Genomic DNA, 23,012 nt, shown 5'->3' with positions numbered 1-23,012 from the left:
CGCAACATGATAGCCGCCGCAAGCGCAAGCTATGGACAGGTTCCCGATTAGGGCCGACCTGATCCCGAGGAGAGAGCAAGATGGCGAACCAAAGCTTTGATGACCGCGACGGCATGATCTGGCTGGACGGCAAGCTTGTTCCCTGGCGCGAAGCCAATGTGCATATGCTGACCCACGCGATGCACTATGCCAGCGCCGTGTTCGAAGGCCAGCGCGCCTATAATGGCGTCATCTATGCGCTGTCGGAGCATAGCGAACGGCTGATCCGGTCGGCGGAGATCCTGGGTTTCACAATTCCCTATACCCGCGATCAGATCGATCAGGCCTGCAAGGACGTGCTGGCGGCCAGCGGGATGCAGGATGCATATATGCGCCCGATCGCCTGGCGCGGCAGCGAGCAGATGGGCGTGGCCGCCCAGAGTTCGACAATTCACCTTGGCATCGCCTGCTGGGCCTGGGGTGCCTATTTCGGGGCCGAAGCGCTGGCCAAAGGGCTGAAGCTCGAAATTGCGCCGTGGCGGCGGCCGGCCCCCTATACGGCGCCGACGTCGTCGAAGGCGGCCGGGCTCTATATGATCTGCACGCTGTCCAAGCATCACGCGACCGATCACGGCTATGATGATGCGCTGATGCTGGATTGGCGCGGGCAGGTTGCCGAAGCGACTGGCGCCAATGTGTTTTTCGTGAAGGATGGCGAGATTCACACCCCGACTCCGGACTGTTTCCTGGATGGCATCACCCGTCGCTCGGTGATGCGGCTTGCCGAAAAGCGTGGGATCAAGGTGATCCAGCGCGCCATCTGGCCGGAAGAAATGGAAGGGTTCGAGCAATGCTTCCTGACCGGAAGCGCTGCGGAAGTGACCCCGGTCGGCTCGGTAGGCCCGTGGACCTTCGAGGTTGGCGATATCACGCGCCAGATGATGGCGGACTATGCGGCGCTGGTGCGGGGCGCGCTTTCCAACAGCTGAGTCTGGCCAGGGTGTCTCGCTGCACTGCGGCGAGGCGGGCCTTTACCGGGACGAAGCCGTTGCATCCGTTTCGACTTTGATTGTCACCGTTCCGACTTGAAAGCTAGGTAGGGCAAGAGGGTCGGAACTGTTGTTTGGTTCGAACGTTTGGACGTTCGGCGGATTATACTGGACGGAATTTGAATGACGACCAAGCAGTCCCATTCTGAGATATTGGAATTGGGCGTTAAGTTGCGTGAAGGTGAGGGCTCGCGGGATCATGTCTGCATCGGGGCTCTGACCGGTTCGCGCGTTGCCATGGTGGCGGTGCTGCTGGTGCTGGTTGCGCTGTTCCTTTTCGTGCCGCTTCTCCAGGGCTTCCAACTGTCGGCCGGGCAGGATTTGTCGCAGGGCAATGATCCAGTACGTCTGGCGGATCGGATTGCGGCCGCGGAAGTGAACGATCTGTCCCGGCAACCCTGACCATAGGACGAACCGTTGTTGAGCGCTGATCGCAGCCTTGCGGTCGGCTTCGACCGGCTTTACCGGGTTATCCGGGATAACACCGAAAATGAATAAAGGACGATCACGCGTGCGGAGACATATGTTGAGGCAAGTCTTCGCGGCTTCAGCTCTGGGCATCATACTGGCTTTCGGTTCGACTTCCACGGACGCGCAAACCATCGATCCGCGGATGTTGCAGGATCTGCAGAGCCAACTTGGCGCCGGACAGCCGAATACCAACGCGCCTTCGACGCAACAGATTGCGCCGCAAGGGCAGAGTGGCAGCGCCACTCCGGTTCCGGGGGCTCGGGTGGATACGCCCGAGGAGCAGGAGGTGCGTCGGGCAGAGGCGCGATTGCAGCTCCGCGAGCTATATACGCCGACGGAGGTGGAGCGAGACTATCGTCGCAGGTTGAACGAGCCTGAGTTGCGGCAGTTCGGCTATGATTTCTTCCAGTCGGCACCTTCCCCTACGGGGGTCCGCAGCGGCGCGATAGGCGATGACTATGTGCTGGGGATTGGCGATGAAATCCAGGTCAGTTTCCGAGGTGCGACCAATCGGAACCAGACAGTTCGCGTCGATCGGGACGGCAGGATTGTGGCAGGTGACCTGCGCCCGATTCAGGCGGCAGGGCGTTCGTTGGGAAGCGTCCGTGCCGATCTTGCAGCCGAAACGCGCAAGACCATGCTCGCCACCGATGTGTATGTATCGGTCGGGGAAGTTCGCTCGATCAGTGTCTTTGTTGGCGGCGAAGTTGAACGTCCGGGGCAGTATAGCCTGACCTCGTTGGCGGATGTCGGAACTGCGCTGGCCCAGGCCGGCGGGGTAAGGCGATCCGGTTCGCTGCGGCAGGTGCGCCTGGTGCGCGCGGGCGGCGGCACGGTTTCCGTCGATCTTTACGGTCTTCTCGGGATCGGGGCGCCGCCGGCCGTCAAGCTTCGGGATGGTGATCGGGTCATCGTTCCGGTGATCGGGCCAACGGTTGCCGTCACCGGCGCTGTAACGCGCCCGGGCATCTATGAGTTGAAAGGTCCGGCATCCGTCGGGGCCGTCGTGGCGTTCGCTGGCGGAGCGATACGTCAGCGGGGTGGCCAGGTTGTGATCAGCCGCATCGGCCCGGACGGTACGGAATCGTTCGTGCGCGCAGCGACGGCCGGCGGTTCCGTCATCGGCGGCGACGCGGTGCAAGTGGTTGGCGGCTCTCCCGGCGGCACTACCGGGCGCGTTCAGTTGGCAGGGAATGTGGACAATGCCGGCGCAAGGCCGCTGGTGGCGGCCGGAACGGTTGCAGAGCTCGTCGGGTCCCCGCAGGACCTCCGTCGCGACAGCTATCAGATGGCGGCCGTGCTGCTTCGGCGCGATCCCAGCAGCGGCGCGCGGGTGTTTGAAGTGCTCAATCTCGCGCGGGAATTGCGCGAGCGCCCGTCGACAAGCTTGCAGAGCGATGACCAGCTTTTTGTCTTCTCCCGCAGCGATATAGAATTCATGAACAGCGTGGCGGTTCGGCAGGTTGTGCTTGGGCAGCCCAACATGCTGCCGCAATGCACCTCGCTCGATCGCCTCGCAACGCTGGTGAAGGATACGGAAGCCAGCCGTTTCAATGCGGTGACGCGCGGCGGCTTCGTGGTAATAAACGATAGCGGTGCGAAGCTGGGCACTGTTGGCACGGCGCTCGGCCAGACGACACGCCGAACCACGGAAAAGGCGATTTCGGGCGCTGGCCCTGAGCGCACTGAGGAGGAAGACACAAAAATCTGCCCCAAGGTGTTCGAGGACGAGCCGGAATTGTTGCCGGTGTTGCTCGAACACAGCGTCAGCGTCGGCGGAGCGGTGCGGAGGCCGGGAGCCTATCCCATTGGCGGACAAGCCAGCGCGCGTGACGTCTCGCTGGTAGCCGACGGACTTGTAGCGGGGGCGCGGGAGCTTGTGCTGGACGTCAACCGTGCGATCACCGGTCCGACCGAGCGCATACAGGCGGAGCCTGCCGGTTCCATGCTCGCCTTGACGATGGTCTCGGCAGGCGACGACATTCGGTTCAATGCCCTGCAGCCCTCCTTTGAGGGGTCTGGCGTTCTTCTGTCAGGCGAAGTCGCTCGGCCGGGGCTTTATGCCATTCGCAAGGGCGAGAAGCTTTCCGAACTGTTGGCACGGGCGGGCGGTCAGACCAGCTATGCCTATGCCTATGGCACCGTCTTCACGCGTCGAAGTGTGAAGGAAAGCCAGGAGGAAGGTTTCCGTCGCACGGCGCGGGAATTGAACAACAGCCTGCTGGCGATTGCGGCGCGATCGAGCAATTCAAGTGGCGACGGGCTGGCGGGCGCTGCAGCGTTGATCCAGACCCTTGCCCAAGCAGAGGCGCCGGGCCGCATGGTGGTGGAAGCAGACCCGCGCGTATTGGAAATACGCCCCGATCTGGACACCATATTGGAGCCGGGCGACAGTATCTATGTGCCGAAGCGTCCTAACTATATTCTCGCACTTGGGGATGTGAACAATCCGGGCGCGCTGCAGTTTGTGGCAGGAAAGTCTGCGCAGACCTATCTCAAGGAGGCAGGGGGCATGTTGTCCACGGCCGACGACGGAAGGGCGTTCATGGTCCTTCCCAACGGCATGGCGCAGCCGATCCGTTCCGGCGGATGGGGCGGCAGCAGTTCGACCCCACCGCCTGGATCGACCATCATCGTGCCCAAGAATATCGATCCGCTCTATCGCCTTTCGGTTTTCCGGGACGTGACGGCGATCATCGCGCAACTTGCGACATCCGTTGCCACCGTTGCTGTACTGGCGGCCAACTGATCATGATCACGGCACTGGCACTGTTTGTGACGGGTGGATTGATCGGCTGGGCAGTCGGGCATTTTGCCATGCCCTTGGGTCAACGATTTGGGCTGATGGACTATCCGGATCCGGATGGCGGCCGGAAACTGCACGCACAGGCGACACCGCTTGTAGGCGGACTCGCCCTTGTTGCGGCAACATCCGTAGCTATCGCTGCCATGCTTTGGCTGGGCAGCGAGGCGGTCAATTCGTCCGTACTGGTGTGGTTCCAGATGACCGTAGCCGGCCTTTTTCTGGTTGGTGCGCTGGATGATCGCATTGGCCTGACGGCACCAACCCGGCTTGCGGCGGCTTCCGCCTTTCTGCTTGCAGCAATCGCACAGGTGCCTGATTTCTCTGTTAATTTTCTGCTGTTCAGTGGTCAGTCCAACCTGCTCCTGATGCAGGGTCTGTTTGGCGTCGCCTTCACGCTGCTCTGCTTCGTCGGGCTTCTGAACGCGGTGAATATGGCGGACGGCAAGAACGGATTGGTGATAGGGCAGGCGATCGTATGGGCAGCCGTGCTGATGGTGCGGCTGCCGCCGTCGATGCTGCCGCTGATGGCGGCAATCATGGGCGCCTTGATGGTGCTGTTCTTCTACAACATGCAGGGCAAGCTCTTCCTGGGCGATGGCGGCAGCTACGGGCTTTCCGCGATGTTCGGGCTGTTGGGCATCTATGCGTGGAATCACGGATTTGCCGACATGTACGCCGATGATGTGGCACTGATCTTCGCGGTACCCGTGTTTGATACGTTGCGGCTGATCGTCCATCGACTGGCAAAGGGGAAAAGCCCCTTCACGCCCGGGCGCGATCACCTGCATCACTATCTCTATGCGCGCTGGGGTTGGCCGCGCCCGCTGCCGTGGGTGCTTATGCTCGTCGCCGTCCCCAATTTGCTGGCCATCTTGCTTCCGGGCACGGGCATTATCTGGTTGGGCGTCACGCTGATCGGCTATCTGGGCCTGCTATGGGCTGCGAACGCGCAACCAAGGGCGCGGCCGGCCTGATCACAGGATATTTGCGCGCGATTGGGGCTTGTCGGCCCCATGTCTTCCGGCTATCAGCGCGCCTCCGGAGCGAAGCCCTCCCGCAAGGGTCGCTCGGAACAACCGGCATTGGGGTGTAGCCAAGCGGTAAGGCAGCGGTTTTTGGTACCGCCATCCCCAGGTTCGAATCCTGGCACCCCAGCCACCGGTTTTCCAGAGTTTCGATATCGTTGACGGGACCGGCGCTGCGCAGCATGGTCGCCGCGCTTATGAACTCGTCCCCCTCTCTGGCCGATATCCGCATCGCCCATGCCCGCATCGCCCCGCATGTGCATCGCACCCCGATCCTGACATCGCGATTGGTGGATAGGGAGACCGGCGCGCAGCTTCTGTTCAAGTGCGAGAATCTGCAGCGTACGGGTGCGTTCAAGGCGCGTGGCGCCTTTAACGCTGTGATGGGCTTGTCCGACAATCTGGCGAGCAAGGGCGTGGTCACCCACAGCAGCGGCAATCACGCCGCAGCATTGGCGTTGGCCGCGGCAACGCGCGGCATTCCCGCCTATGTGGTGATGCCCACCACAGCTCCCGCGGTGAAGAAATCGGCGGTATTGGGCTATGGCGCCGAGGTTGTGGAGTGCGAGCCGACCTTGGTTGCGCGTGAAACGGCAGCGCGGGCCATCGTCGCGCGGATGGGTGCAACGCTGATTCCGCCGTTCGACAGCGACGAGGTGATCGCGGGCCAGGCCACCTGCGCGATCGAGCTGCTGGAAGATGCGGAACGGGAGCTCGATGCCGTCAGCTGCCCGGTGGGCGGTGGTGGCCTGCTGGCGGGGACTGCGATCGCCTGCAGCGTCTTGTCTCCCCGCACACAGGTGATCGGCGCCGAGCCTGCGGCGGCCGGCGACGCCGCAGCGGGCTTCCGAACGGGTATGTTGCAGCCGCAGGTGCTGCCCGTCGCGACCATCGCCGACGGTCTGACAACCGCGATGAGTGCGCGCACCTTTGCCATCATGCGCAAGGATGTGCACGATGTGGTGACCGTTTCGGAGGAGGCGATCGTCCGGGCGATGCGGCTCTTGTGGTCCCGCATGAAGATCGTGGTCGAGGCGAGCTCGGCCGTGCCGCTGGCGGCCGTCCTGGAAGGTGCGTGGGACGTGCGCGGCAAGACCGTGGGCATCATCCTCACGGGTGGAAATGTGGATCTGGATCGGCTTCCGTGGAGCCGCTGACACGCTTTCTTGCTGCCATAGTGGTGCCCCGAACCCCCGCTCTGGTCGTGCGGCGGCAGGCTTTGCTGGCCAACCTCGGCAAGATGCAGGCCGCCTGCGACGCCGCGGGCATCCGGTTGCGCCCACACGGCAAAATGGCGAAGTGCAGCCGATTGGCGCTTCTTCAGATCGAACTTGGAGCGGTCGGCATCTGTTGCCAGACCGTCGGGGAGGCGGAAGCCTATGCGCGCGCGGGGATTGGCAATCTGCTGGTTTCCGCGCCTGTGCCGCCATGGGGCTGGCCGCTGCTCAAGGAACTGGCCGGGCAGGGCAGGCAGGTTTCAGCCGTGGCGGACAGTGCAGCGCAGATAGCCGCCGCGCGCGCTGCCGGCGCACATGCCGTTCAGTTGCTCGTCGATGTGGATGGCGGCCAGCATCGCACGGGAACCGCGTTTGCCAACGCGCCTCTGCTCGTGCGGGAAATCCTCGCGGCTGGATTCAGCTGGGGCGGCATTCAATGCTACCTCGGCCATCTGCAGGCCGATCCGCATCGGGCAGAGGCGCATGCCGCTGCAATGGTGCGGGTCGCTTCGCTGGTTTCGGCCTTGCGGTCGGAGGGGTTGACCCCTGCGGTGGTCACGGGAGGCGGCACCGGCACCGCTCCGCTGGATCTCGCATCCGGGGTTTTCACCGAACTTCAGGCCGGATCCTACGCCTTCATGGATGTCCAGTATGAGATGGCCGGCGCCGCGTTCGATCCCGCACTCTTCTGCGCGGCCAGCGTTGTTTCCGCACAGCGCAAGGGCCTTGTAACGCTGAACGCCGGCCTGAAGGCTCTTGCCAGCGACGGGCCGGCGCCGCGCGCCGTGGCAAGTGACTACCGGTTTCGCTTCATGGGCGATGAACACGGCGCCTTGATGGAGGCGTCGCTGGTGGCGCGGATCGGGCAGGAAGGCTGGGCTGCAATCGATGCCGTCGATGCAGACGCGGATCATCCCCGGCCGGATTTCCCTGCCGAGGGGGCGACCGTGTGGCTGCAGCCGGGGCACATCGACCCGACGATCAATCTCTACGACAGCCTTTGGGTGGCCGACGAAGACGGGAGCCTGGAGATGTGGGCAGTCGATGCGAGGCGGACGACGACGTGAGCGTTGAACCCTCGCGCCGGCTGACCCGGCAGGAAGCGGCCTGGTCTCTCACCGAGGCAGCAAATGAACCCTTCTTCAACCTGGTGCAGCGCTATGTATTTGCGCCTTATTTTGCGGGAACACTGGCTGCGACTGCGGCCGAGGGGGCCGCTGTCTGGGGCTTTGCGCTGGGCGCCGCCGGGCTGGCCATCGCGATTCTCGCCCCGGTGCTCGGTTCGATTGCCGACAGTGGTTCCCGGTTGAAGCCATGGCTTGCAGGGGCGGGGATGGTCGGCTTTGTCGCTTCGGTCAGCCTCTGGTTTGCGGCGCCCGGCGTTTCGCTGTTGCCCGTGGCCATCGCGGTATTCGCCGGATCGGTGGCGACGGAGCTGATGAACCAGTTTGGCAATGCCTTTCTGCCAGTGGCCGCGCGACGAGAAAAGATGGGCCTGCTGTCGGGTCTGTCGTTCGGAATCAGCCAGCTGGTAGGGATGGGCGTTCTGCTGGTGGTGTTGGCGGTTTCCAGCAGCGCTCCGGCTTTTCTGGCGGACATCCCCAGTTCGATCGACCGGCTGGCCGGGCCGCTGGCGGCCGCAAGCATGCTGATCTTCCTGACCCCGTTCCTGCTGGTGGCGAAGGATCGCGTCTCTGACAGTCGCGCCTCGGTGACCCAGGGGCTGGCCGATCTGAAGGCAACGCTGGCCGAGGCCTGGAAAGACCGCAACATGCGGATGTTCCTGATCGCGCGGATGGTATCGGCCGACGGCATGGCCATCGTCTTCTCGTTTGGCGCGGTGCTGGCGGCAGCCTCGTTTGGCTGGAAAGCGGATACCCTCGCGCGCTTTGGCCTGGTGATAACGACATTCGGCGTCATCGGCGGATTTGCCGGCAGCTGGATCGATGGTCGCATAGGAGCAAAACGCCTCTCCTTGCTGGGCCTGTTGCTGATGGCTTTCGGCTCCGCTTCCGTGCTGCTGACGGATGCCGAGCGTCTGTTTGGCTTCCCAACAGGGATAGCCCTGGGGGTTCCGCTCGCTTCCCCGCAGGAATGGGGCTTCATGGCGTCCGGCGCGGTGATTGCCGCCGGGGCCGCCTTCGCCATTGCCGGCATGCGCACGATGATGGCGATGCTGGCGCCGCCGGAAAAGCTTGCAGCCTATTTCGGGCTCTATTCCTTCGTGGGCAAGGCAACCGCATTCGTCGGCCCGACATTGGTCGGGCTGATCGCCACGGCGACCGGCTCGGTCCGGCCCGGTATCGGTGTCGCCATCCTGTTCCTGCTGCTCAGCAGTGCAGCGCTTTTCGCGGTGCGCTCCCCAATTCGCCAAGTGGATTGACGGACGGAAGCAGGCAAAGACCCCTGGTAACGAGGGAGATCTGAGATGGACTTTGCACTGCCTGCCGACCTCACCGCCTATCTGGCGGAACTGGACGCCTTCATCGCAGCCGAGATCGCGCCGCTGCAGGCAGCCGATGACAATGAGCGATTCTTCGATCACCGCCGGGAATGGGCGCGAACCGACTTCGAAAATGGCGGCTTGCCGCGCCACGAATGGGAAGCGCTGCTGCGCGAAGCCACCATTCGTGCCGACAAGGCCGGGCACTGGCGCTTTTCCGCGCCAAAGAAATATGGCGGCAAGGACGGCGCCAACCTGTGGATGGCGGTGATCCGCGATCATTTCGCCCGCAAGGGGCTGGGGCTGCACAATGACCTGCAGAACGAGCATTCCATCGTCGGCAATTTCCCGTTCGTTGCCATGTTCGAACATTTCGGTACCGAGGCGCAGAAGCAGGAATTCATCCTGGGCGGCTTCGCGCGCGAGCGCATCACCGCCTTTGGCCTTACCGAACCCAACCACGGCTCGGACGCGACCTTCATGGAAACCCGGGCCGTCCGCGAAACCCGCGACGGCGTTCCCGGCTGGCTGATCAACGGCGAAAAGATGTGGACGACGGGCATGCATGTGGCCACCCACGTCGCGACCTTCTGCCGGACTTCGGGCGCGGATGGCTCGGCGCGCGGCATTACCTGTCTGCTGGTTCCCTCCAATACGCCGGGCGTGAAGATCGAGGAGTATCTGTGGACTTTCAACATGCCCACGGATCACCCGCGTGTCAGCTTCACCAATGTCTGGGTGCCGGAAACGGTGGCGCTGGGTCCGCCGGAAGGCGGGTTGTCGCTGGCACAGAGCTTCGTCCACCAGAACCGCATCCGGCAGGCGGCCTCGTCGCTGGGCGCTGCCACCTTCTGCCTGGAGGAAAGCGTCCGCTACGCGCGCGAGCGCAAGCCGTTCGGAGAACCACTGGCGAAGAATCAGGCGATCCAGTTCCCGCTGGTAGAGCTGGCGACACAGTGTGAAATGCTGCGCCTGCTGATCTACAAGACGGCCTGGGAGATGGACCGGCTACCGCACGAGGCGCTTGAGCACGAGCTCTCGGACAAGATCTCCATGTGCAACTATTGGGCGAACCGGCTGGTGTGCGAGGCGGCCGATCGGGCGATGCAGGTGCACGGCGGCATCGGCTATTCGCGACACAAGCCCTTCGAGCATATCTTCCGTCACCACCGGCGCTATCGGATCACCGAGGGCTCGGAGGAGATCCAGATGCGGAAGGTTGCCGCCTATCTGTTCGGCTTCATCGGGCCGAAAAAGGCGCTCTACAAGAAGGATTAGTCCGCAGGTGGCTTGGTGGACGGGGGCGCGAAGATCGAGCCCACGTCCTTCATGAAACGGCGGACGGCCAGGATGATGCCGACCGTCGCCGCCAGAAGCAGCCCGACGAGTACCAGCGCCACCACCGGATTCGCCAGCGCCACCAGCAGCGCGCTGGTGGTGGCGACATCCTCCGTGCCTGACATGACGACGTTGGACACAGGCTCGGGGCTGGTGTTGACCGCCGCCCGCGCGGTTGCCTTGGCGCCGTGCGTCAGCAGCGCCGAACCTCCGCCCAGCAACAGCGTGACGATCTGCCAGACCGGCTGGCCCGGATCGACGATGGCGAGCGCGAGCAGGGCGCCGCCCAGAGGACGGATGATCGTGTGCACGCCGTCCCACGCGGAATCGACCCAGGCGATCTTGTCGGCCAGAAACTCGGCGATGGTGCCCAGCGTCGCCGCAGCGAGCACCCAAGGGCTTCCCAGCACCTGCAGGCTGGCGAGATGTTCCGGCAGCGGCAGGATATCGAAGCGCATGGCAAGACCTGCGACCAGAACCGCAGCATAGAGTCGCCAGCCAGCCAGAAGGCTGAAACTTGCCGCCATTGCGATGATCTCGGTTGCACCCATCAAGCACCTCCCCGCAGGAAGTTGCGCGCAGATGCCCCTTGTTGGCAAGCATGATTGAGGAAGTGCCGCGCAAGCCCTATCTGGCAGGGGTGAACGCGAACCCATCCCCGCCGCCGCCTGCCGAACCGTCTTCGCGCAAGCTTTCCAATCTTGCCCTGCTGTGGGGCTATGCCAGCGCCTATCCCCGGCAGATAGCGGCCGCGTTGCTCGCGCTGGTGGTGGCGGCGACCGCTACACTCGCCATTCCGCAGGGCTTCAAGCTGGTGGTGGACAAGGGGTTCGGGGCGGGGCAGGGCGCCGACATTTCGATGTATTTCGCGGCTTTGCTGGGGATCGTGCTGGTGATGGGGATGGCGACGGCCGTCCGCTTCTATTTTGTCAGCTGGCTGGGGGAGCGGGTGGTCGCCGACCTTCGGCAGGATGTGCAATCGCACCTGCTGCGGCTCGACCCGGGGTTTTTCGAGCTGAACCGGCCGTCTGAAATCGCTTCGCGGATGACAGCGGATACGACGATCCTGGAGCAGGTGGTAGCGACTTCCGTGTCGGTCGCGCTTCGCAACCTGTTCATCGGCGTCGGCGGAATCTTCTATCTGTTCTACCTCTCGCCAAAGCTGACGGCGTTGATGCTGGTGGTGATTCCGCTGGTGATCCTGCCCATCGTCTTCATGGGCCGGAAGGTGAAGACTCTCTCGAAAACCAGCCAGGATCGCGTGGCCGATGTCGGCTCCATCGTTTCCGAGGTGCTGCGGGCCATCAAGGTGGTGCAGGCCTTCGGCGCGGAGGAGCGGGAGGTTCAACGCTTCTCCCGCGCCGCGGAAGAGGCGTTCAACACCGCGCGCAAGCGGATCCGGGTGCGGGCGGCAATGACGGCGATCGTCATCACCATGGTTTTCGGCGCCATTACGCTGGTCCTGTGGGAAGGCGCGCGCGACGTGATCGCCGGCGACATGACCGGCGGCACCATCACGGCCTTCGTGCTGGCGGCGGCGATTGTCGCCGGGTCGTTCGGGGCGCTCACCGAAGTCTGGGGTGATTTCATGCGGGCGGCCGGTGCGTCGGCGCGCGTGCGGGATCTGCTGGCGGAGCTGCCGGGGATCACGGCCCCGGCCAACCCGGCAAGCATGCCGGTGCCGCCCATCGGCAGCCTGAAGTTCGAAGATGTCAGCTTCCGTTACCCGAGCCGCCCGGACATGCCGGCCGTGCGCGACCTGAAGCTGGAAATCCACCCCGGTGAGCGGGTCGCGGTGGTGGGGCCATCCGGCGCCGGCAAGACCAGCCTGTTCCAGCTGGTGCAGCGCTTCTACGATCCGATGCTGGGGCGCATCCTGATGGACGGGGTGGACCTGCGCGACGCCGACCCGGCCGATGTGCGGGCACGGATTGCCGTGGTGCCGCAGGAAGCCGTGGTGTTCATGGGATCGGCGCGTTCGAATATTCTCTACGGGCGGCCGGATGCCAGCGAGGAAGATATCTGGGCCGCCGCCGAGGCCGCCAATGCGGCGGAATTCCTGCGCGGACTGCCGGAAGGCCTCGACACCGATCTGGGAGAGGGCGGGACCAGGCTGTCCGGTGGGCAGCGCCAGCGCATCGCGATTGCGCGCGCGCTGCTGAAGGACGCGCCCATCCTGCTGCTGGATGAAGCGACTTCTGCGCTGGATGCCGAAAGCGAGGCGTCGGTTCAGGAAGCGCTGGAGCACCTGATGCAGGGGCGGACATCGCTGGTGATCGCACACAGGCTGTCCACCGTGCGCGACGCCGACAGGATCGTCGTGATGGACGCTGGCCGGATCGTGCAGGTGGGGACGCATGCGGAACTGGTGGCGGCCGCGGGCCTGTATGCGCGGCTGGCCGGGCTGCAGGACATGGGCGGCCATGATGTGTCGCGCGCCGGATCGATGGGCCTGGCAGGCTGAGCGAAGTTCCTCGGCGAGGAGCGCCACCAGATCGGCCACCCGGAGCGCCGAATTCTTCGGTGCGCCTTGCCCGGCCCAGTGCGCGCCGTAGCCCCTATTCGCCCTTCGCACGGCCGACGGCGTTCAATGCTTTGCCGGCATGGTAAGCATCCGCGTATCGCCTCCGGCCGCGCCGGCGGCCCCGAGGCGCAAGGCCGCACCGATCTCTGAGCCGTCCATGGTGACCTCTGCCGCCACAACCCGGGTTTGGATATGCTCCGCCAAGCGACTTGTGCGGGCGGAAGGGCGGCCAGTTTAGAGACCGCGCTGTTTCCGCCATGGCGTGGGCCGGCAAAATCCACGCAATTCCGTCACTGGGCAAGCCTTGCGCAACGCGGGTGATGCACAACAAAAAAGGCGGGGTGCTACCCCGCCTTTTCGGTTTCGATTGTGTTCGTCGGCCGGATCGACGCCGTTGAGGCCTTGCCTCAGGCGTAAGCCTCGTTGCCGACAAACCCCATCTTCGAGATCCCGGCCTGTTGGGCCATCGCCATCACCTTGTTCACGACTTCATACCGTGCCAGCTGATCCGGCTTCAGGCGCAATTCCGGCTGGTTCTCGGCCGGCTGCATCTGGCCCACCTGGGTCAGGTAGGTGTTCAACTGCTCCATCGAAACTTCCTGATCGTTCCAGTAGATCGTGTTCAGGAAGTCGATGTTGATCTGGTTGAAGTCGGGCTTGATGTTGTTCGGCACCTGCGACGGCGGCGGCAGATCAAGCTTGGTTGCGTGTGTCTGGATCGGAATGGTGATGATGAACATGATAAGCAGAACGAGCATGACGTCGATCAACGGCGTCGTGTTCATTTCACCCATCGGCTTGTCTTCACCGCCGCCGGATCCCACTGACATTCCCATGATGTTTCTCCGGATTCTTAGCGGGTCGGCACAGTGCCGGGGGGCGGGTTGGAGATGAAGCCGATCTTCTGGTAGCCGGCACGCTGCATCGCGAAGATGGCTCCGCCGACGCAACGATACTCGGCGGCTGCATCGCCGCGGATGTGGACTTCCGGAAGCTCGATCTTTGCGCCAGCCGCCTTCTGCCGTTCCACTTCGGCAAGGAGGTAGGTAACCCCCTTCTCACGAAGCTGCTCGGTCGAGTCCAGCTTGCTCATTCCCCAATAGATGTCGCAGTTCACATCCACCGACAGGGGAACATTCTCGGGCTTGGTGACGGTGACGATATTCGCCACCTTCGGCAGTTCTACGGGAACCGTCTGGATAACGACGGGCACCGTGATGAGGAAGATGATGAGCAGAACCAACATGACGTCCACGAGGGGCGTGGTGTTGATTTCGGACATCAGTCCGCCTTCTTCCTGCTCACCGACATTCATTGCCATGGGTCTGTTCCCCTAATCGTGGCTAGTACGTGGCAGCAGTGCTTACTTGGCAACCGGCTTTGCAGCGGCAGGAGCAACCGTGGCAGTCGAACGAGCCATGCGGGCACCCGACAGCAGGTAGCCATGGACGTCGGCAGCAAAGGTGTTCAGCTTTTCCATGATCGTCTTGTTGCGGCCGGCGAGGTAGTTATAGCCAAGCACGGCAGGAACGGCGACGGCCAGACCGATGGCGGTCATGATCAGGGCTTCACCGACGGGGCCGGCAACCTTGTCGATGGCGGCCGAACCGGAAATGCCGATGTTGATCAGGGCGCGATAGATGCCGATGACGGTACCGAGCAGACCGATGAACGGCGCCGTTGCACCGACCGAGGCCAGGAACGAGAGACCCGAGTTCAGCTTGGTGTGGATGAGGCCGGCCGAACGGTTCAGCGTCATCGTGACCCACTCGTGCTGGTCGATCTGGTCGGTGAGCTTGCCTTCGTGGTGGTCGAAGGCGCGCAGGCCGTCGTCAGCGAGCTGGCGGAACGCCGAGTTCTTGTCGACCTTCGAGATGCCTTCCTTGAGGCTGGACGCTGCCCAGACCTTCTTTTCCACTTCGGCGGCTTCCGACAGCATCTTGCGCTGTTCGAACCACTTGGTGAACATGATGTACCAGGAGACGACCGACATCAGAACCATGATGCCGAAGATGACCTGGGCGATGATGCCCCCCTGCTCAAGAGCGGCGACAAGGCCATAGGGGTTTTCGGTGGTGACAGCAGCCATTTGTATTCCCTCTACCGTAAATTGATGTCTTGGATAATCCTGGGTTGGTCAGGCGCCGGGTTTAGCGCCCTTCCTCGAGTTGCCAGCGATAGTTGCGGTTGACCGTCGTTTCGACCGGTTTGCCTTCCTGCGTCGCCGGCTTGAAGCGCCAGCGCCGCTGGGCAATCTGGCAAGCCTTTTCATCGAGACGTGTGAAGCCGCTGGGACGAACCACCGAGCAGGCCGAAACCCGCCCATCGGCGCCGATGGTAACGCGGATACCGGTGACACCTTCTTCACCAGCCCGGCGCGAGGCATCGGGATAGTCTTCGGGCGAAACGGCAAAGGTGCGGGCAATCGGTTGTGCGGGTGTCGGCGCGGCAACCACCGGAGCCGGCGGCGGCGCAGGCGGTGCAGGCGGCGCAACCGTCGGCTGTGGCTGCGGAACCGCGCTCTGCACCGAGATGGTCGGCGGCGGCGGCGCAGATGTTTCGATCTGCACGTCCGGCGGCGGCACATAGGGCGGAATGTCTTCAAGCTTGGGCGGCGGAGGCGGAGCTTCCTCCGGCGGCGGCGCCTGCTCTTCGATGTTCACCGCCTCGAGCGGGCCGGTGATGACCTTCACGGCCTTGATGGCAAGACCTGAGATCAGGGCATAGCCAAGAAGCACGTGCAGAATTCCGACCAGAATGACCGAAATCCAGGTTCTGCGGCTCCAGCCTTCTTCCTGTAGATACGACATAGGCTCAGTGCCACTCCCTCACGCTGCAGCCAACAAAGGCTGCCTGCCTAAACTCATGCCTCCGGACATGTGCGCTGGTAGCGCGATCCGCAGAGGCCATCCGATCCCTTGCCCGGCACCCCGTCCCGAAAAACCGGCGAAAACTGCCAGCCTTCCAAGCACCGGACACCAGCCGGCAAATCCCAGACCCACCCAGTCGAAGGGGCCCACTCAATGCTTGGGGTCCCCAAACCCCAAAACCGAAGGAACATCCGATTCGGACGTGCCCCCTTACCGGGTGACCTTGCCGGGCTGCAACACGATATTGCCACAATCCGGCCCAACTGCGCGACGGCTCTTTTGGCCCAATGCCCGGTATTATCCTCTGGCACGCACATGGCCAGACCGCGAAAACTGCGACCCGGACGAACTTTGATAACGCTCACCACTTCCAGTCGCAACCGCTTTTCGTGTAGCCCGGGGGCATGATTATCCCTGATTTTCGGCTTTTGGCGGGCATTTTATTGCTTGCGAGCTCCACTTCTGCCGTGGCGCAGCCCAAACCTGCCGCGACGCCGCAGACCGCGCCGCTTTCCTGGACGGACTGGGCAGATCTGGTGCTGGCAAGCCCGGTCATCCTTTCGGCGACGGTAGACGATGTGGACCGGCTGGGCCGCAAGCAGGCGCCGGACGTGCCCCCCGGTCAGGTTCGCGCCCTTGTAACGGCAAGATTGACCGCTGCGCTGAAATCGCCGTCTGTACTTCCGGCGGCGGCCGCCTGGCTGTGGCAGGGTGAAGCAGACGCCAGGGGCCGAGCCCCCTTTTCGAAGGCGCTTCCCGTGCTGGTGTTCGGCAGCCCGATGACTGGCGGCGGCGATCCATCTGTTCAGCCCCTGCGGCTTACCGCCGCGCATGCACAGCAGCCCTGGAGCGGGGCTTCGGAGGCAACGGTCAGATCGATCCTGGCCGAAGCGCTGAAGCCCGCCGCGCAAGGGCTGATGGTGACGGCGGTAAAGGACGGGTTCCACAGCGAGGGCGACGTGCCCGGCCGTTCCGAAAGCCAGTTCTTCCTGTCTACCGAAGGCGGGCGCCCGCTGACACTGGTGGTAAGCAGAACAGCCGGGACAGAGCCGACAGTGCGCGTCGCAACGGGCGACCTTGTGGATCGCGCAGCTCCCGTGCAACGCCAGACCCTGCTGTGGCGTGGGTTGGCCTGCGGCATGCCGCGTGCACTGCCGGCCTCGCTTGCAGCCAACCCGGCGCTGTCGGCGGACTATGCTGCCGCCCGCACGTCGATAGGCGTCTGCGGACGGACGGTTCCGCAGGGCTGATCGGGATCAGTCGCTGGAAAGAATGACGCCAACGGCCTTCGCGTCCGGATAGACGTCCGGCTTGCGCAGTGTGACCGTGAGGCCGATCACCCCGGGCTCGGCGGCGATCATGTCGAAAATCTCCTGCGCCAGCGTTTCCTGCAGGTTGAACCGCCGCCCCTCGACCAGCCGCTTCACATGCGTGCGCAGGACGTCATAGTTCCACGACGCTTCCTGCGTGTCGCTCTGCGGCCAGTGTGCCATATCGAGGCGGACGTGCACGGTTGCCAGCAGGCGTTGCGGCGTTCCGATCTCGAAATCGTGGAAGCCGATGTCGGCATCCAGCGTCAGATCCTCCAGCAGGATTTCGTGCGTGCGCGGCTGCAGCCGCGGCTGGCGGCCTTCGTTCAGGGGTATGACGGTCATGGCTGCACCATATAGGCGACATCTCGCGGAAGCGCGAGAAAGCGTTGTCCGCTGTCCAGCCGCAGCGTTTCCCCGGTTATGGTGGGCGTCGCGACAAGATAGCGCAGGGCACGGACCAGGTCGTCGACATGTACGCCGCGGCCCAGCGGATTGAGCACATGCGCCTTTTCGAAGTTGGCGCGCGATTGCGGCCCGGAAACCAGCGTCACCGCCGGCGCAATGGCGTTGACGCGAATGCGGGGGGCGAGCGTGCGGGCGGAAAGCTCGGTAAGGCCCGCCAGCCCGATCTTGGAAACGGTGTAGCTGAAGAAGTCCGGGTTCGGCGCCGCCAGCTTCGCATCTGAAAGATTCACGATCAGCCCGCGCGCATCGCCGGGCAGGCGGCGTTGAAAGGCTTGTACCAGCAGTGTCGGCGCCAGCAGGTTCACCGCCATGTGCCGCTGCCACAGTTCCAGATCGAGCGTTTGCAGGCTGTCCTCTTCGAAAAGCGAGGCGTTGTTGAGGAGCAGGTGCGGCGGTGCGGGAAGCGCGTCCACCAGCAGCGCGCCGATATCCGGGCTGGCCAGATCTGCCTGCAGTACGATCGGCTCGCCCGGAAGCTCGGCGGCAAGCTCGTCGGCCTCGGCCCGCGACCGATTGCAGTGGATGGCGACGCGAAATCCATCCTCTGCCAGCGCCCGGCAGAATGCCGCGCCGATGCGCTTGGCTCCCCCCGTGATGAGGGCGATCGGAGGATTTCCGTCTGCAGTTTGGAATTCGTTGGGTACGGGCATGGATAGCGGATTAATGGCAATGATTTGCCTCGGCTAGGGGGCAGCGGCTAGACAGCGCCCCATGCCTTTCATTTCTTCGCCTTCGCAAACGGCCGCACCCAACTCGCCTGATCTGATCAAGAAGGCGGGCAAAGACATAGAAAGTTTTCCGCAGCAGGCAGAGGAGCTGACGCGCGAAATCTACCATTGGTTCCGCACCGACAGCCTGGGGGCGCTCGCCGGGATAGCGGTGGGCCTGATCCTCTATTCCGTACTGGTCGTGTTGCGTGGCTGGGCGCGGAAGCGGCTTTCGCGCACGGCGGTATTCGGCACCTGGAGCTGGGTGGCGTTCAAGGTTCTCGCCAAGACCCGCAGCTTCTTCCTGGTCATACTGTCGGCAAAGATTGTCATCGCCTTCTTTGGCGGGCCGGGCGCATGGTCTGCGCTGGTCAATGTCCTCTTCACCATCGGCGCAGCTGTGCAGGGGGCGTTCTGGATTCGCGAATTCCTCCTCGCGCTGGTGGAACGCAAGGCCGCAGACGAGCATGCCGATCCGTCGATGACCTCTGCCGTGGGCGTCTTGTCGGTCATCATCAACGTGGTGGTCTGGGGTGTCGCGGGCATCATCCTGCTCGATAACCTGGGCGTGAACGTCACGGCGTTGATCGCCGGTCTTGGCGTGGGCGGGATCGCCATCGGTCTCGCCGCGCAGGGCATATTCTCGGACCTGTTCGCGGCGCTTTCCATCCTGATGGACCGCCCCTTCGTACGCGGGGACACCATCCAGGTCGGCGGGCCGCAGGGAGCCGTGGGCAAGGTGGAGCATATCGGCCTGAAGACGACGCGGCTGAGGGCGATTTCGGGCGAGATCGTGGTGATGTCGAATGCCCAGCTTCTGAACCAGCAGATCAACAATCTAGCCCAGTTCGACGAACGACGGGTGTTGATGACGCTGCAGCTCATCTACCAGACCCCTCCGGATGTGCTCGATGAAATCCCGGCCATTCTGGAAAAGATCGTGAACGGCGTGGCGGATTGCCGGTTCGATCGCGCGCATTTCGTTCTTTTCAATGCATCCTCGCTGGATTTCGAGATGGTGTTCCATGTCGCGAAGCCCGATTTCGACGCCATGGCCAACGCGCGGCACAGCGTGGCGCTCGCCATCATCCGCGAATTCGCCAGCCGGAACATCCAGTTCGCCTATCCAACCCAGATGAGCTTTGTTGGCGGAGTTGATGGGTTGATAGCCCCGCCATATCCGACCAAGGGTTGGCACGTGCCGCCCGCCGACAGTCCGGCCAAGACCGGGACTGCCGCGAAGAAGGGCTGAAGCACTGGCTTCGAGGGAGTGAAATCATGGGACGTGGTTTGCCGGTTGCCGACTATCTGGCTCTGAAGGGCAAGGACCTGGGTGTTTCCGAATGGATTCTCGTGGATCAGGGTCGCATCGACAAGTTCGCCGAGGTGACAGGCGACCACCAGTTCATTCACGTGAACCCGGAACTCGCCAGGCAGACGCCGTTCGGGACCACCATCGCCCACGGCTATCTGACGCTCTCGCTGCTGTCGGCGATGGCCTATGATGTGATGCCCGGAATCGAGGGCACGAAGATGGGCGTGAACTATGGCCTCAATTCGCTTCGCTTCCTGGCGCCGGTGAAGAGCGGCAAGAAGGTTCGCGGCAACTTCAGGATGGTCGATGTGGTGGAGCGTTCACCGGGCGCGTTCATGACGACGGTGGAGGTGAAGGTGGAGATCGAGGGCGAGGACAAGCCCGCGCTCGCCGCCGAGTGGGTCACGCTGGCTTATGTGTAATCGGGGCGTCGCAAAGCTACGCCAACTTGGATCCGGGGAGAGAATATCATGCGCGACGCTGTCATCGTTTCAACCGCCCGCACGCCGATCGGCAAGGCGCATCGCGGCGCCTTCAACGCCACGCTGACGCCCACGCTGGCCAGCCATGCGGTGAAGGCCGCGGTAGAGCGCGCCAGGCTCGATGGGCCCGAAATCGACGATGTGGTGATGGGCTGCGTTCTCACCCAGGGCTCCGGCGCGCCGAACATCGGGCGGCTGGCGCTGCTGCGGGCAGGGCTGCCGGTCACCGTTTCCGGCCAGACCATTGATCGGCAATGTTCTTCGGGGCTTATGGCGATTGCGACTGCCGCCAAGCAGATCATCGTCGACGGCATGCAGATCGCCGTCGGCGCTGGCGTGGATTCGCTCTCCACCGTGCAGAACGACAAGTTCCGCGTGGAGGCCGACATGGAACTGGTGGCCATGCATAACGCCATCTACATGCCGATGATCGACACCGCCGAAACGGTCGCCAAACGCTATGGTGTCAGCCGCGACCGGCAGGATGAATATGCCTTCCAGTCGCAGATGCGCACGGCGGCCGCCCAGCAGGCCGGCAAGTTCGACGACGAGATCATCCCCGTCACCGCGACAATGAAGATGGTCAACAAGGAGACGAAGGAAGTCTCCGAGCATGTGATCACCCTCACCAAGGATGAAGGCAACCGGCCGGAGACCACGCTGGAGGGGCTGAAGGGTCTGCAGCCGGTGCGCGGCCCGGGCATGAACATAACCGCTGGCAACGCCAGCCAGCTTTCCGATGGCGCATCGGCTGCCGTGCTCATGGAAGCGGGTGAGGCATCGCGTCGCGGGCTTGCACCGCTTGGCCGCTATATGGGGATGGCCGTCGCCGGGCTGGAGCCGGACGAAATGGGCATCGGCCCCATCTATGCCGTGCCGAAGCTGCTGAAACAGCATGGTCTCAAGGTGGACGACATCGGCCTGTGGGAACTCAACGAGGCTTTCGCGGTTCAGGTCCTGTATTCGGCGGATGTGCTTGGCATTCCGATGGACAGGCTGAACGTGAATGGCGGCGCCATTTCGATCGGCCACCCGTTCGGGATGTCGGGCGCACGTCTGGTCGGCCATGCCCTGATCGAAGGGCGTCGTCGCGGCGTGAAGCATGTGGTTGTAACCATGTGCGTCGGGGGCGGCATGGGCGCGGCCGGTCTGTTCGAAGTGCTTTGAAAATCTGCCTCTTCCGGGGCAGATTGTTTGCCCCGGGGGTTGCCCGGAGCAAATGGCTTTCCCAGATGGGAGGGCGAGAGAGGTTTCCGCAACCCGACGCCGTCAGGTGGCGGGCAGCAAATCAGGAAGGACCGGGCAAATGGCAATAACTGGCAAGACGATCACCGACGTAGCGGATGATCTGGCTGGAAAGACCTCTCGAACCGCAAGAAAGGTAGGCGACAAGGCTTCGGAGGTCATTGTCGAAGTGAAGGACGATGTCGCAATTCTCGCCGAAAAGGCCGGTAGCGGCGCCAAGTCGGCCGCCAACAGCGGCAAGGGCTATGCCTCGGATGCGCTGCATGGTCTCGCCGACGCTGCACGCCAGATGGCCGGCAAGCTAGACGACGGCACCGACAGCGGCAGCGCCAAGACCGCTTCCTATGCACGCAAGGCAGCCGATGGGCTCGACAGCTTCTCAACCAAGCTGCGCGACAAGGACATCGAGGAACTCGCCGACGATGCCCGCAACGCCGTGCGGCAGAACCCGGCCATTGCCGTAGGCGCCGCGGCGCTGATCGGTTTCGCCCTCGCCCGGTTCCTCAAGGGTGGCGGGTCTGGTGACAACCGGGCCTGAGCCAGTTCCCGACGAGACGAGCGTCGCGCAGCCGCGACGCTCGATCGTCGATACCTGGATCGAGGTTTTCGCCGATGCGGGTGGTCTGGTTCGCACCGAGGCACGGTTGGCGCGACTGGAGATTTCCAGCAACGTCAACCAGATAGGCCGCCAGTCTGCGAAGATCGGCGCAGGCGCGCTGTTCCTGTCGCTGGCGGTGATCTTCGCAACGGTGGCGGCGGTCGTTGCCCTCGCTGCCTGGATCGGCTTGCTGTGGGCGCTGCTGCTGGTGATGGCCGTGTGCGGGTTGATCGGGTTCATCCTGCTTCGCGCCGGCATCGACGGCCTTTCCGGCACCAGCCTGCTTCCGGACCACAGCCTTGGCCGCATGTCGCGTGACCTTGGCAAGATTTCCGCGCGGGCGGCGCCGGTCGAACTGCAACAGGATGGAGTGAATGACAAAGCTTGAGGATGCAGCAGACCGGCTGACAGCCGCGCAACTGGAGGCAGAGGCACTCGCCCGCCGGGTACGGCTGGACGGAAACCTGGATGAACTTTCCGTGCGGATGCGGCCAGCAAACCTGTGGACGGAAGCCAAGGAGCGGGCCTGGGAAGAGGTGGATCGCGTGACGGACAATATGGTGAGCGTGGCCGAAGACCTGGTTCACGACAGCATTGGATGGGCAAAGGACAATCGCGGAATGGTGCTGGGTGGCGCCGCGGCCGCGCTGCTTTCGGCGGCAGCGGTCTGGTACTCGACCCGGCGCAAGACCGTTCCACTTTACGCAGCTTACGACATGGAGGCTCCCGAGATGAGCGATTTGGAAGACACGCTGAGCGCCAAGGCTACCGAAACCTGGTCCAAGGTGAAGGGCGAAGCGCACAACCTGGGCGACAAGGCCGGTGAAGCCTATTATTCCGCGCGCCACCGCGCGGCCGAGCTTTCCGACGCCGCGCGGGAGAAGGCATCGGAAGCTGCTGAAATCGCACGGGAAAAGGCACATGAGGCGGCCGAGTATGCGCGTGAAGCAGCTGAACGCGCCCGTGAAGCCGCCGGAGAGGCCGGTACCTGGGCGAAGAAGCAGCCGCAGGAGAATCCGGCCATGGTGGTGATTGCGGCGCTTGCCGCAGGTGCGCTGATCGGCGCCCTGATGCCGCATCGCAAGCCGCGCGCCTGAACGCGTGCATGAACATCGCATTCAGCGCCCGGAAAGGGCCTGTATCGCAAAGCCTTGGCCGCCCGTCC

23 protein-coding genes and 1 tRNA gene are annotated in these 23,012 nt (G+C 63.6%); 17 read left to right on the top strand and 7 right to left on the bottom strand.

The annotated features are described in order from the left end of the window. Nucleotides 1-80: 80 nt before the first annotated feature. The 9 genes from IM784_RS03780 to IM784_RS03745 all read left to right on the top strand — a co-directional run bounded on the left by IM784_RS03780 (nt 81) and on the right by IM784_RS03745 (nt 10,268). Nucleotides 81-968: a branched-chain amino acid aminotransferase gene (locus IM784_RS03780; RefSeq protein ID WP_199553918.1), complete on the top strand. Its 888-nt coding sequence runs from the start codon at nt 81-83 to the stop codon at nt 966-968. 183 nt (nt 969-1,151) lie between these two features. Further along, nucleotides 1,152-1,430, top strand: coding sequence for a hypothetical protein (locus IM784_RS03775; RefSeq protein ID WP_199553917.1), 279 nt, complete (start codon nt 1,152-1,154; stop codon nt 1,428-1,430). Between the two features lie 121 nt (nt 1,431-1,551). Next, entirely contained in the window at nt 1,552-4,248 is a 2,697-nt protein-coding gene (locus IM784_RS03770; protein WP_199553916.1) for an SLBB domain-containing protein, read from the top strand. A gap of 2 nt (nt 4,249-4,250) precedes the next feature. Beyond that, a complete protein-coding gene (locus tag IM784_RS16990) occupies nt 4,251-5,279 on the top strand; it encodes a glycosyltransferase family 4 protein (RefSeq protein ID WP_328799446.1) in 1,029 nt (342 codons plus the stop codon). Nucleotides 5,280-5,388: 109 nt separating this feature from the next. Further along, a tRNA-Gln gene (locus IM784_RS03765) sits at nt 5,389-5,463 on the top strand. Between the two features lie 49 nt (nt 5,464-5,512). After that, on the top strand, nt 5,513-6,487 hold the full coding sequence (locus IM784_RS03760) for a threonine/serine dehydratase (protein ID WP_235976502.1): 975 nt from the start codon (nt 5,513-5,515) through the stop codon (nt 6,485-6,487). Next, nucleotides 6,475-7,614, top strand: a complete 1,140-nt coding sequence (locus IM784_RS03755) for an alanine racemase (RefSeq protein WP_199553915.1) — start codon at nt 6,475-6,477, stop codon at nt 7,612-7,614. Before IM784_RS03760 ends, IM784_RS03755 begins: the two co-directional genes overlap by 13 nt. Further along, complete coding sequence (locus IM784_RS16985) at nt 7,611-8,930, top strand: MFS transporter (protein ID WP_199553914.1); 1,320 nt, start codon at nt 7,611-7,613, stop codon at nt 8,928-8,930. Before IM784_RS03755 ends, IM784_RS16985 begins: the two co-directional genes overlap by 4 nt. A 45-nt stretch (nt 8,931-8,975) precedes the next feature. Continuing rightward, nucleotides 8,976-10,268 (top strand): acyl-CoA dehydrogenase family protein, encoded by a 1,293-nt coding sequence (locus IM784_RS03745; RefSeq protein ID WP_199553913.1) that lies wholly within the window; start codon nt 8,976-8,978, stop codon nt 10,266-10,268. On the opposite strand, the gene IM784_RS03740 is transcribed toward IM784_RS03745, so the two are convergent. Then, the gene (locus IM784_RS03740) at nt 10,265-10,879 is read right to left on the bottom strand and encodes a DUF4126 domain-containing protein (protein ID WP_199553912.1); all 615 of its coding nucleotides are present in this window, start codon (nt 10,877-10,879) and stop codon (nt 10,265-10,267) included. The genes IM784_RS03745 and IM784_RS03740 overlap by 4 nt on opposite strands. Nucleotides 10,880-10,929: 50 nt before the next feature. On the opposite strand from IM784_RS03740, the gene IM784_RS03735 reads away from it, so the two are divergent. After that, nucleotides 10,930-12,792 carry an ABC transporter transmembrane domain-containing protein gene (locus IM784_RS03735; RefSeq protein ID WP_199554148.1) on the top strand — a complete coding sequence of 621 codons (1,863 nt, stop codon included), beginning with the start codon at nt 10,930-10,932 and terminating at the stop codon, nt 12,790-12,792. A 467-nt stretch (nt 12,793-13,259) separates the two neighbouring features. On the opposite strand, the gene IM784_RS03730 is transcribed toward IM784_RS03735, so the two are convergent. The 4 genes from IM784_RS03730 to IM784_RS17385 form a co-directional block, all read right to left on the bottom strand. Further along, nucleotides 13,260-13,688 (bottom strand): ExbD/TolR family protein, encoded by a 429-nt coding sequence (locus IM784_RS03730; RefSeq protein ID WP_199553911.1) that lies wholly within the window; start codon nt 13,686-13,688, stop codon nt 13,260-13,262. A 17-nt stretch (nt 13,689-13,705) separates the two neighbouring features. Beyond that, nucleotides 13,706-14,173, bottom strand: coding sequence for an ExbD/TolR family protein (locus IM784_RS03725; protein WP_199553910.1), 468 nt, complete (start codon nt 14,171-14,173; stop codon nt 13,706-13,708). Nucleotides 14,174-14,215: 42 nt separating this feature from the next. Further along, on the bottom strand, nt 14,216-14,941 hold the full coding sequence (locus IM784_RS03720; RefSeq protein ID WP_199553909.1) for a MotA/TolQ/ExbB proton channel family protein: 726 nt from the start codon (nt 14,939-14,941) through the stop codon (nt 14,216-14,218). Nucleotides 14,942-15,002: 61 nt separating this feature from the next. Then, entirely contained in the window at nt 15,003-15,662 is a 660-nt protein-coding gene (locus tag IM784_RS17385; protein WP_199553908.1) for an energy transducer TonB, read from the bottom strand. Nucleotides 15,663-16,189: 527 nt separating this feature from the next. Here IM784_RS17385 and IM784_RS03710 point away from each other — a divergent pair. Then, nucleotides 16,190-16,972 carry a hypothetical protein gene (locus IM784_RS03710; RefSeq protein ID WP_199553907.1) on the top strand — a complete coding sequence of 261 codons (783 nt, stop codon included), beginning with the start codon at nt 16,190-16,192 and terminating at the stop codon, nt 16,970-16,972. Between the two features lie 6 nt (nt 16,973-16,978). Here IM784_RS03710 and IM784_RS03705 read toward each other — a convergent pair whose 3' ends face one another. Further along, a complete protein-coding gene (locus IM784_RS03705) occupies nt 16,979-17,377 on the bottom strand; it encodes a dihydroneopterin aldolase (protein WP_199553906.1) in 399 nt (132 codons plus the stop codon). After that, complete coding sequence (locus tag IM784_RS03700; RefSeq protein WP_199553905.1) at nt 17,374-18,150, bottom strand: SDR family NAD(P)-dependent oxidoreductase; 777 nt, start codon at nt 18,148-18,150, stop codon at nt 17,374-17,376. Before IM784_RS03700 ends, IM784_RS03705 begins: the two co-directional genes overlap by 4 nt. Nucleotides 18,151-18,211: 61 nt before the next feature. Between IM784_RS03700 and IM784_RS03695 the strand changes: the two genes are divergently transcribed. The 6 genes from IM784_RS03695 to IM784_RS03670 all read left to right on the top strand — a co-directional run bounded on the left by IM784_RS03695 (nt 18,212) and on the right by IM784_RS03670 (nt 22,944). Next, on the top strand, nt 18,212-19,459 hold the full coding sequence (locus IM784_RS03695; protein ID WP_199553904.1) for a mechanosensitive ion channel family protein: 1,248 nt from the start codon (nt 18,212-18,214) through the stop codon (nt 19,457-19,459). Between the two features lie 26 nt (nt 19,460-19,485). Then, on the top strand, nt 19,486-19,944 hold the full coding sequence (locus tag IM784_RS03690) for a MaoC family dehydratase (RefSeq protein ID WP_199553903.1): 459 nt from the start codon (nt 19,486-19,488) through the stop codon (nt 19,942-19,944). Nucleotides 19,945-19,992: 48 nt separating this feature from the next. Further along, complete coding sequence (locus IM784_RS03685; RefSeq protein WP_199553902.1) at nt 19,993-21,171, top strand: acetyl-CoA C-acyltransferase; 1,179 nt, start codon at nt 19,993-19,995, stop codon at nt 21,169-21,171. 139 nt (nt 21,172-21,310) lie between these two features. Beyond that, on the top strand, nt 21,311-21,787 hold the full coding sequence (locus IM784_RS03680) for a hypothetical protein (RefSeq protein WP_199553901.1): 477 nt from the start codon (nt 21,311-21,313) through the stop codon (nt 21,785-21,787). After that, nucleotides 21,771-22,235, top strand: coding sequence for a phage holin family protein (locus tag IM784_RS03675; protein ID WP_199553900.1), 465 nt, complete (start codon nt 21,771-21,773; stop codon nt 22,233-22,235). The genes IM784_RS03680 and IM784_RS03675 overlap by 17 nt, the downstream gene beginning before the upstream one ends. Then, nucleotides 22,222-22,944 carry a DUF3618 domain-containing protein gene (locus IM784_RS03670; RefSeq protein WP_199553899.1) on the top strand — a complete coding sequence of 241 codons (723 nt, stop codon included), beginning with the start codon at nt 22,222-22,224 and terminating at the stop codon, nt 22,942-22,944. The genes IM784_RS03675 and IM784_RS03670 overlap by 14 nt, the downstream gene beginning before the upstream one ends. Nucleotides 22,945-23,012 lie beyond the last annotated feature (68 nt).

The sequence above is a fragment of the Sandaracinobacteroides hominis genome (assembly GCF_016464365.1).
Taxonomy (GTDB): domain Bacteria; phylum Pseudomonadota; class Alphaproteobacteria; order Sphingomonadales; family Sphingomonadaceae; genus Sandaracinobacteroides; species Sandaracinobacteroides hominis.
The sequence above is the reverse complement of the archived record's forward strand: the minus strand, read 5'-3'. Positions and strand labels throughout refer to the sequence as shown.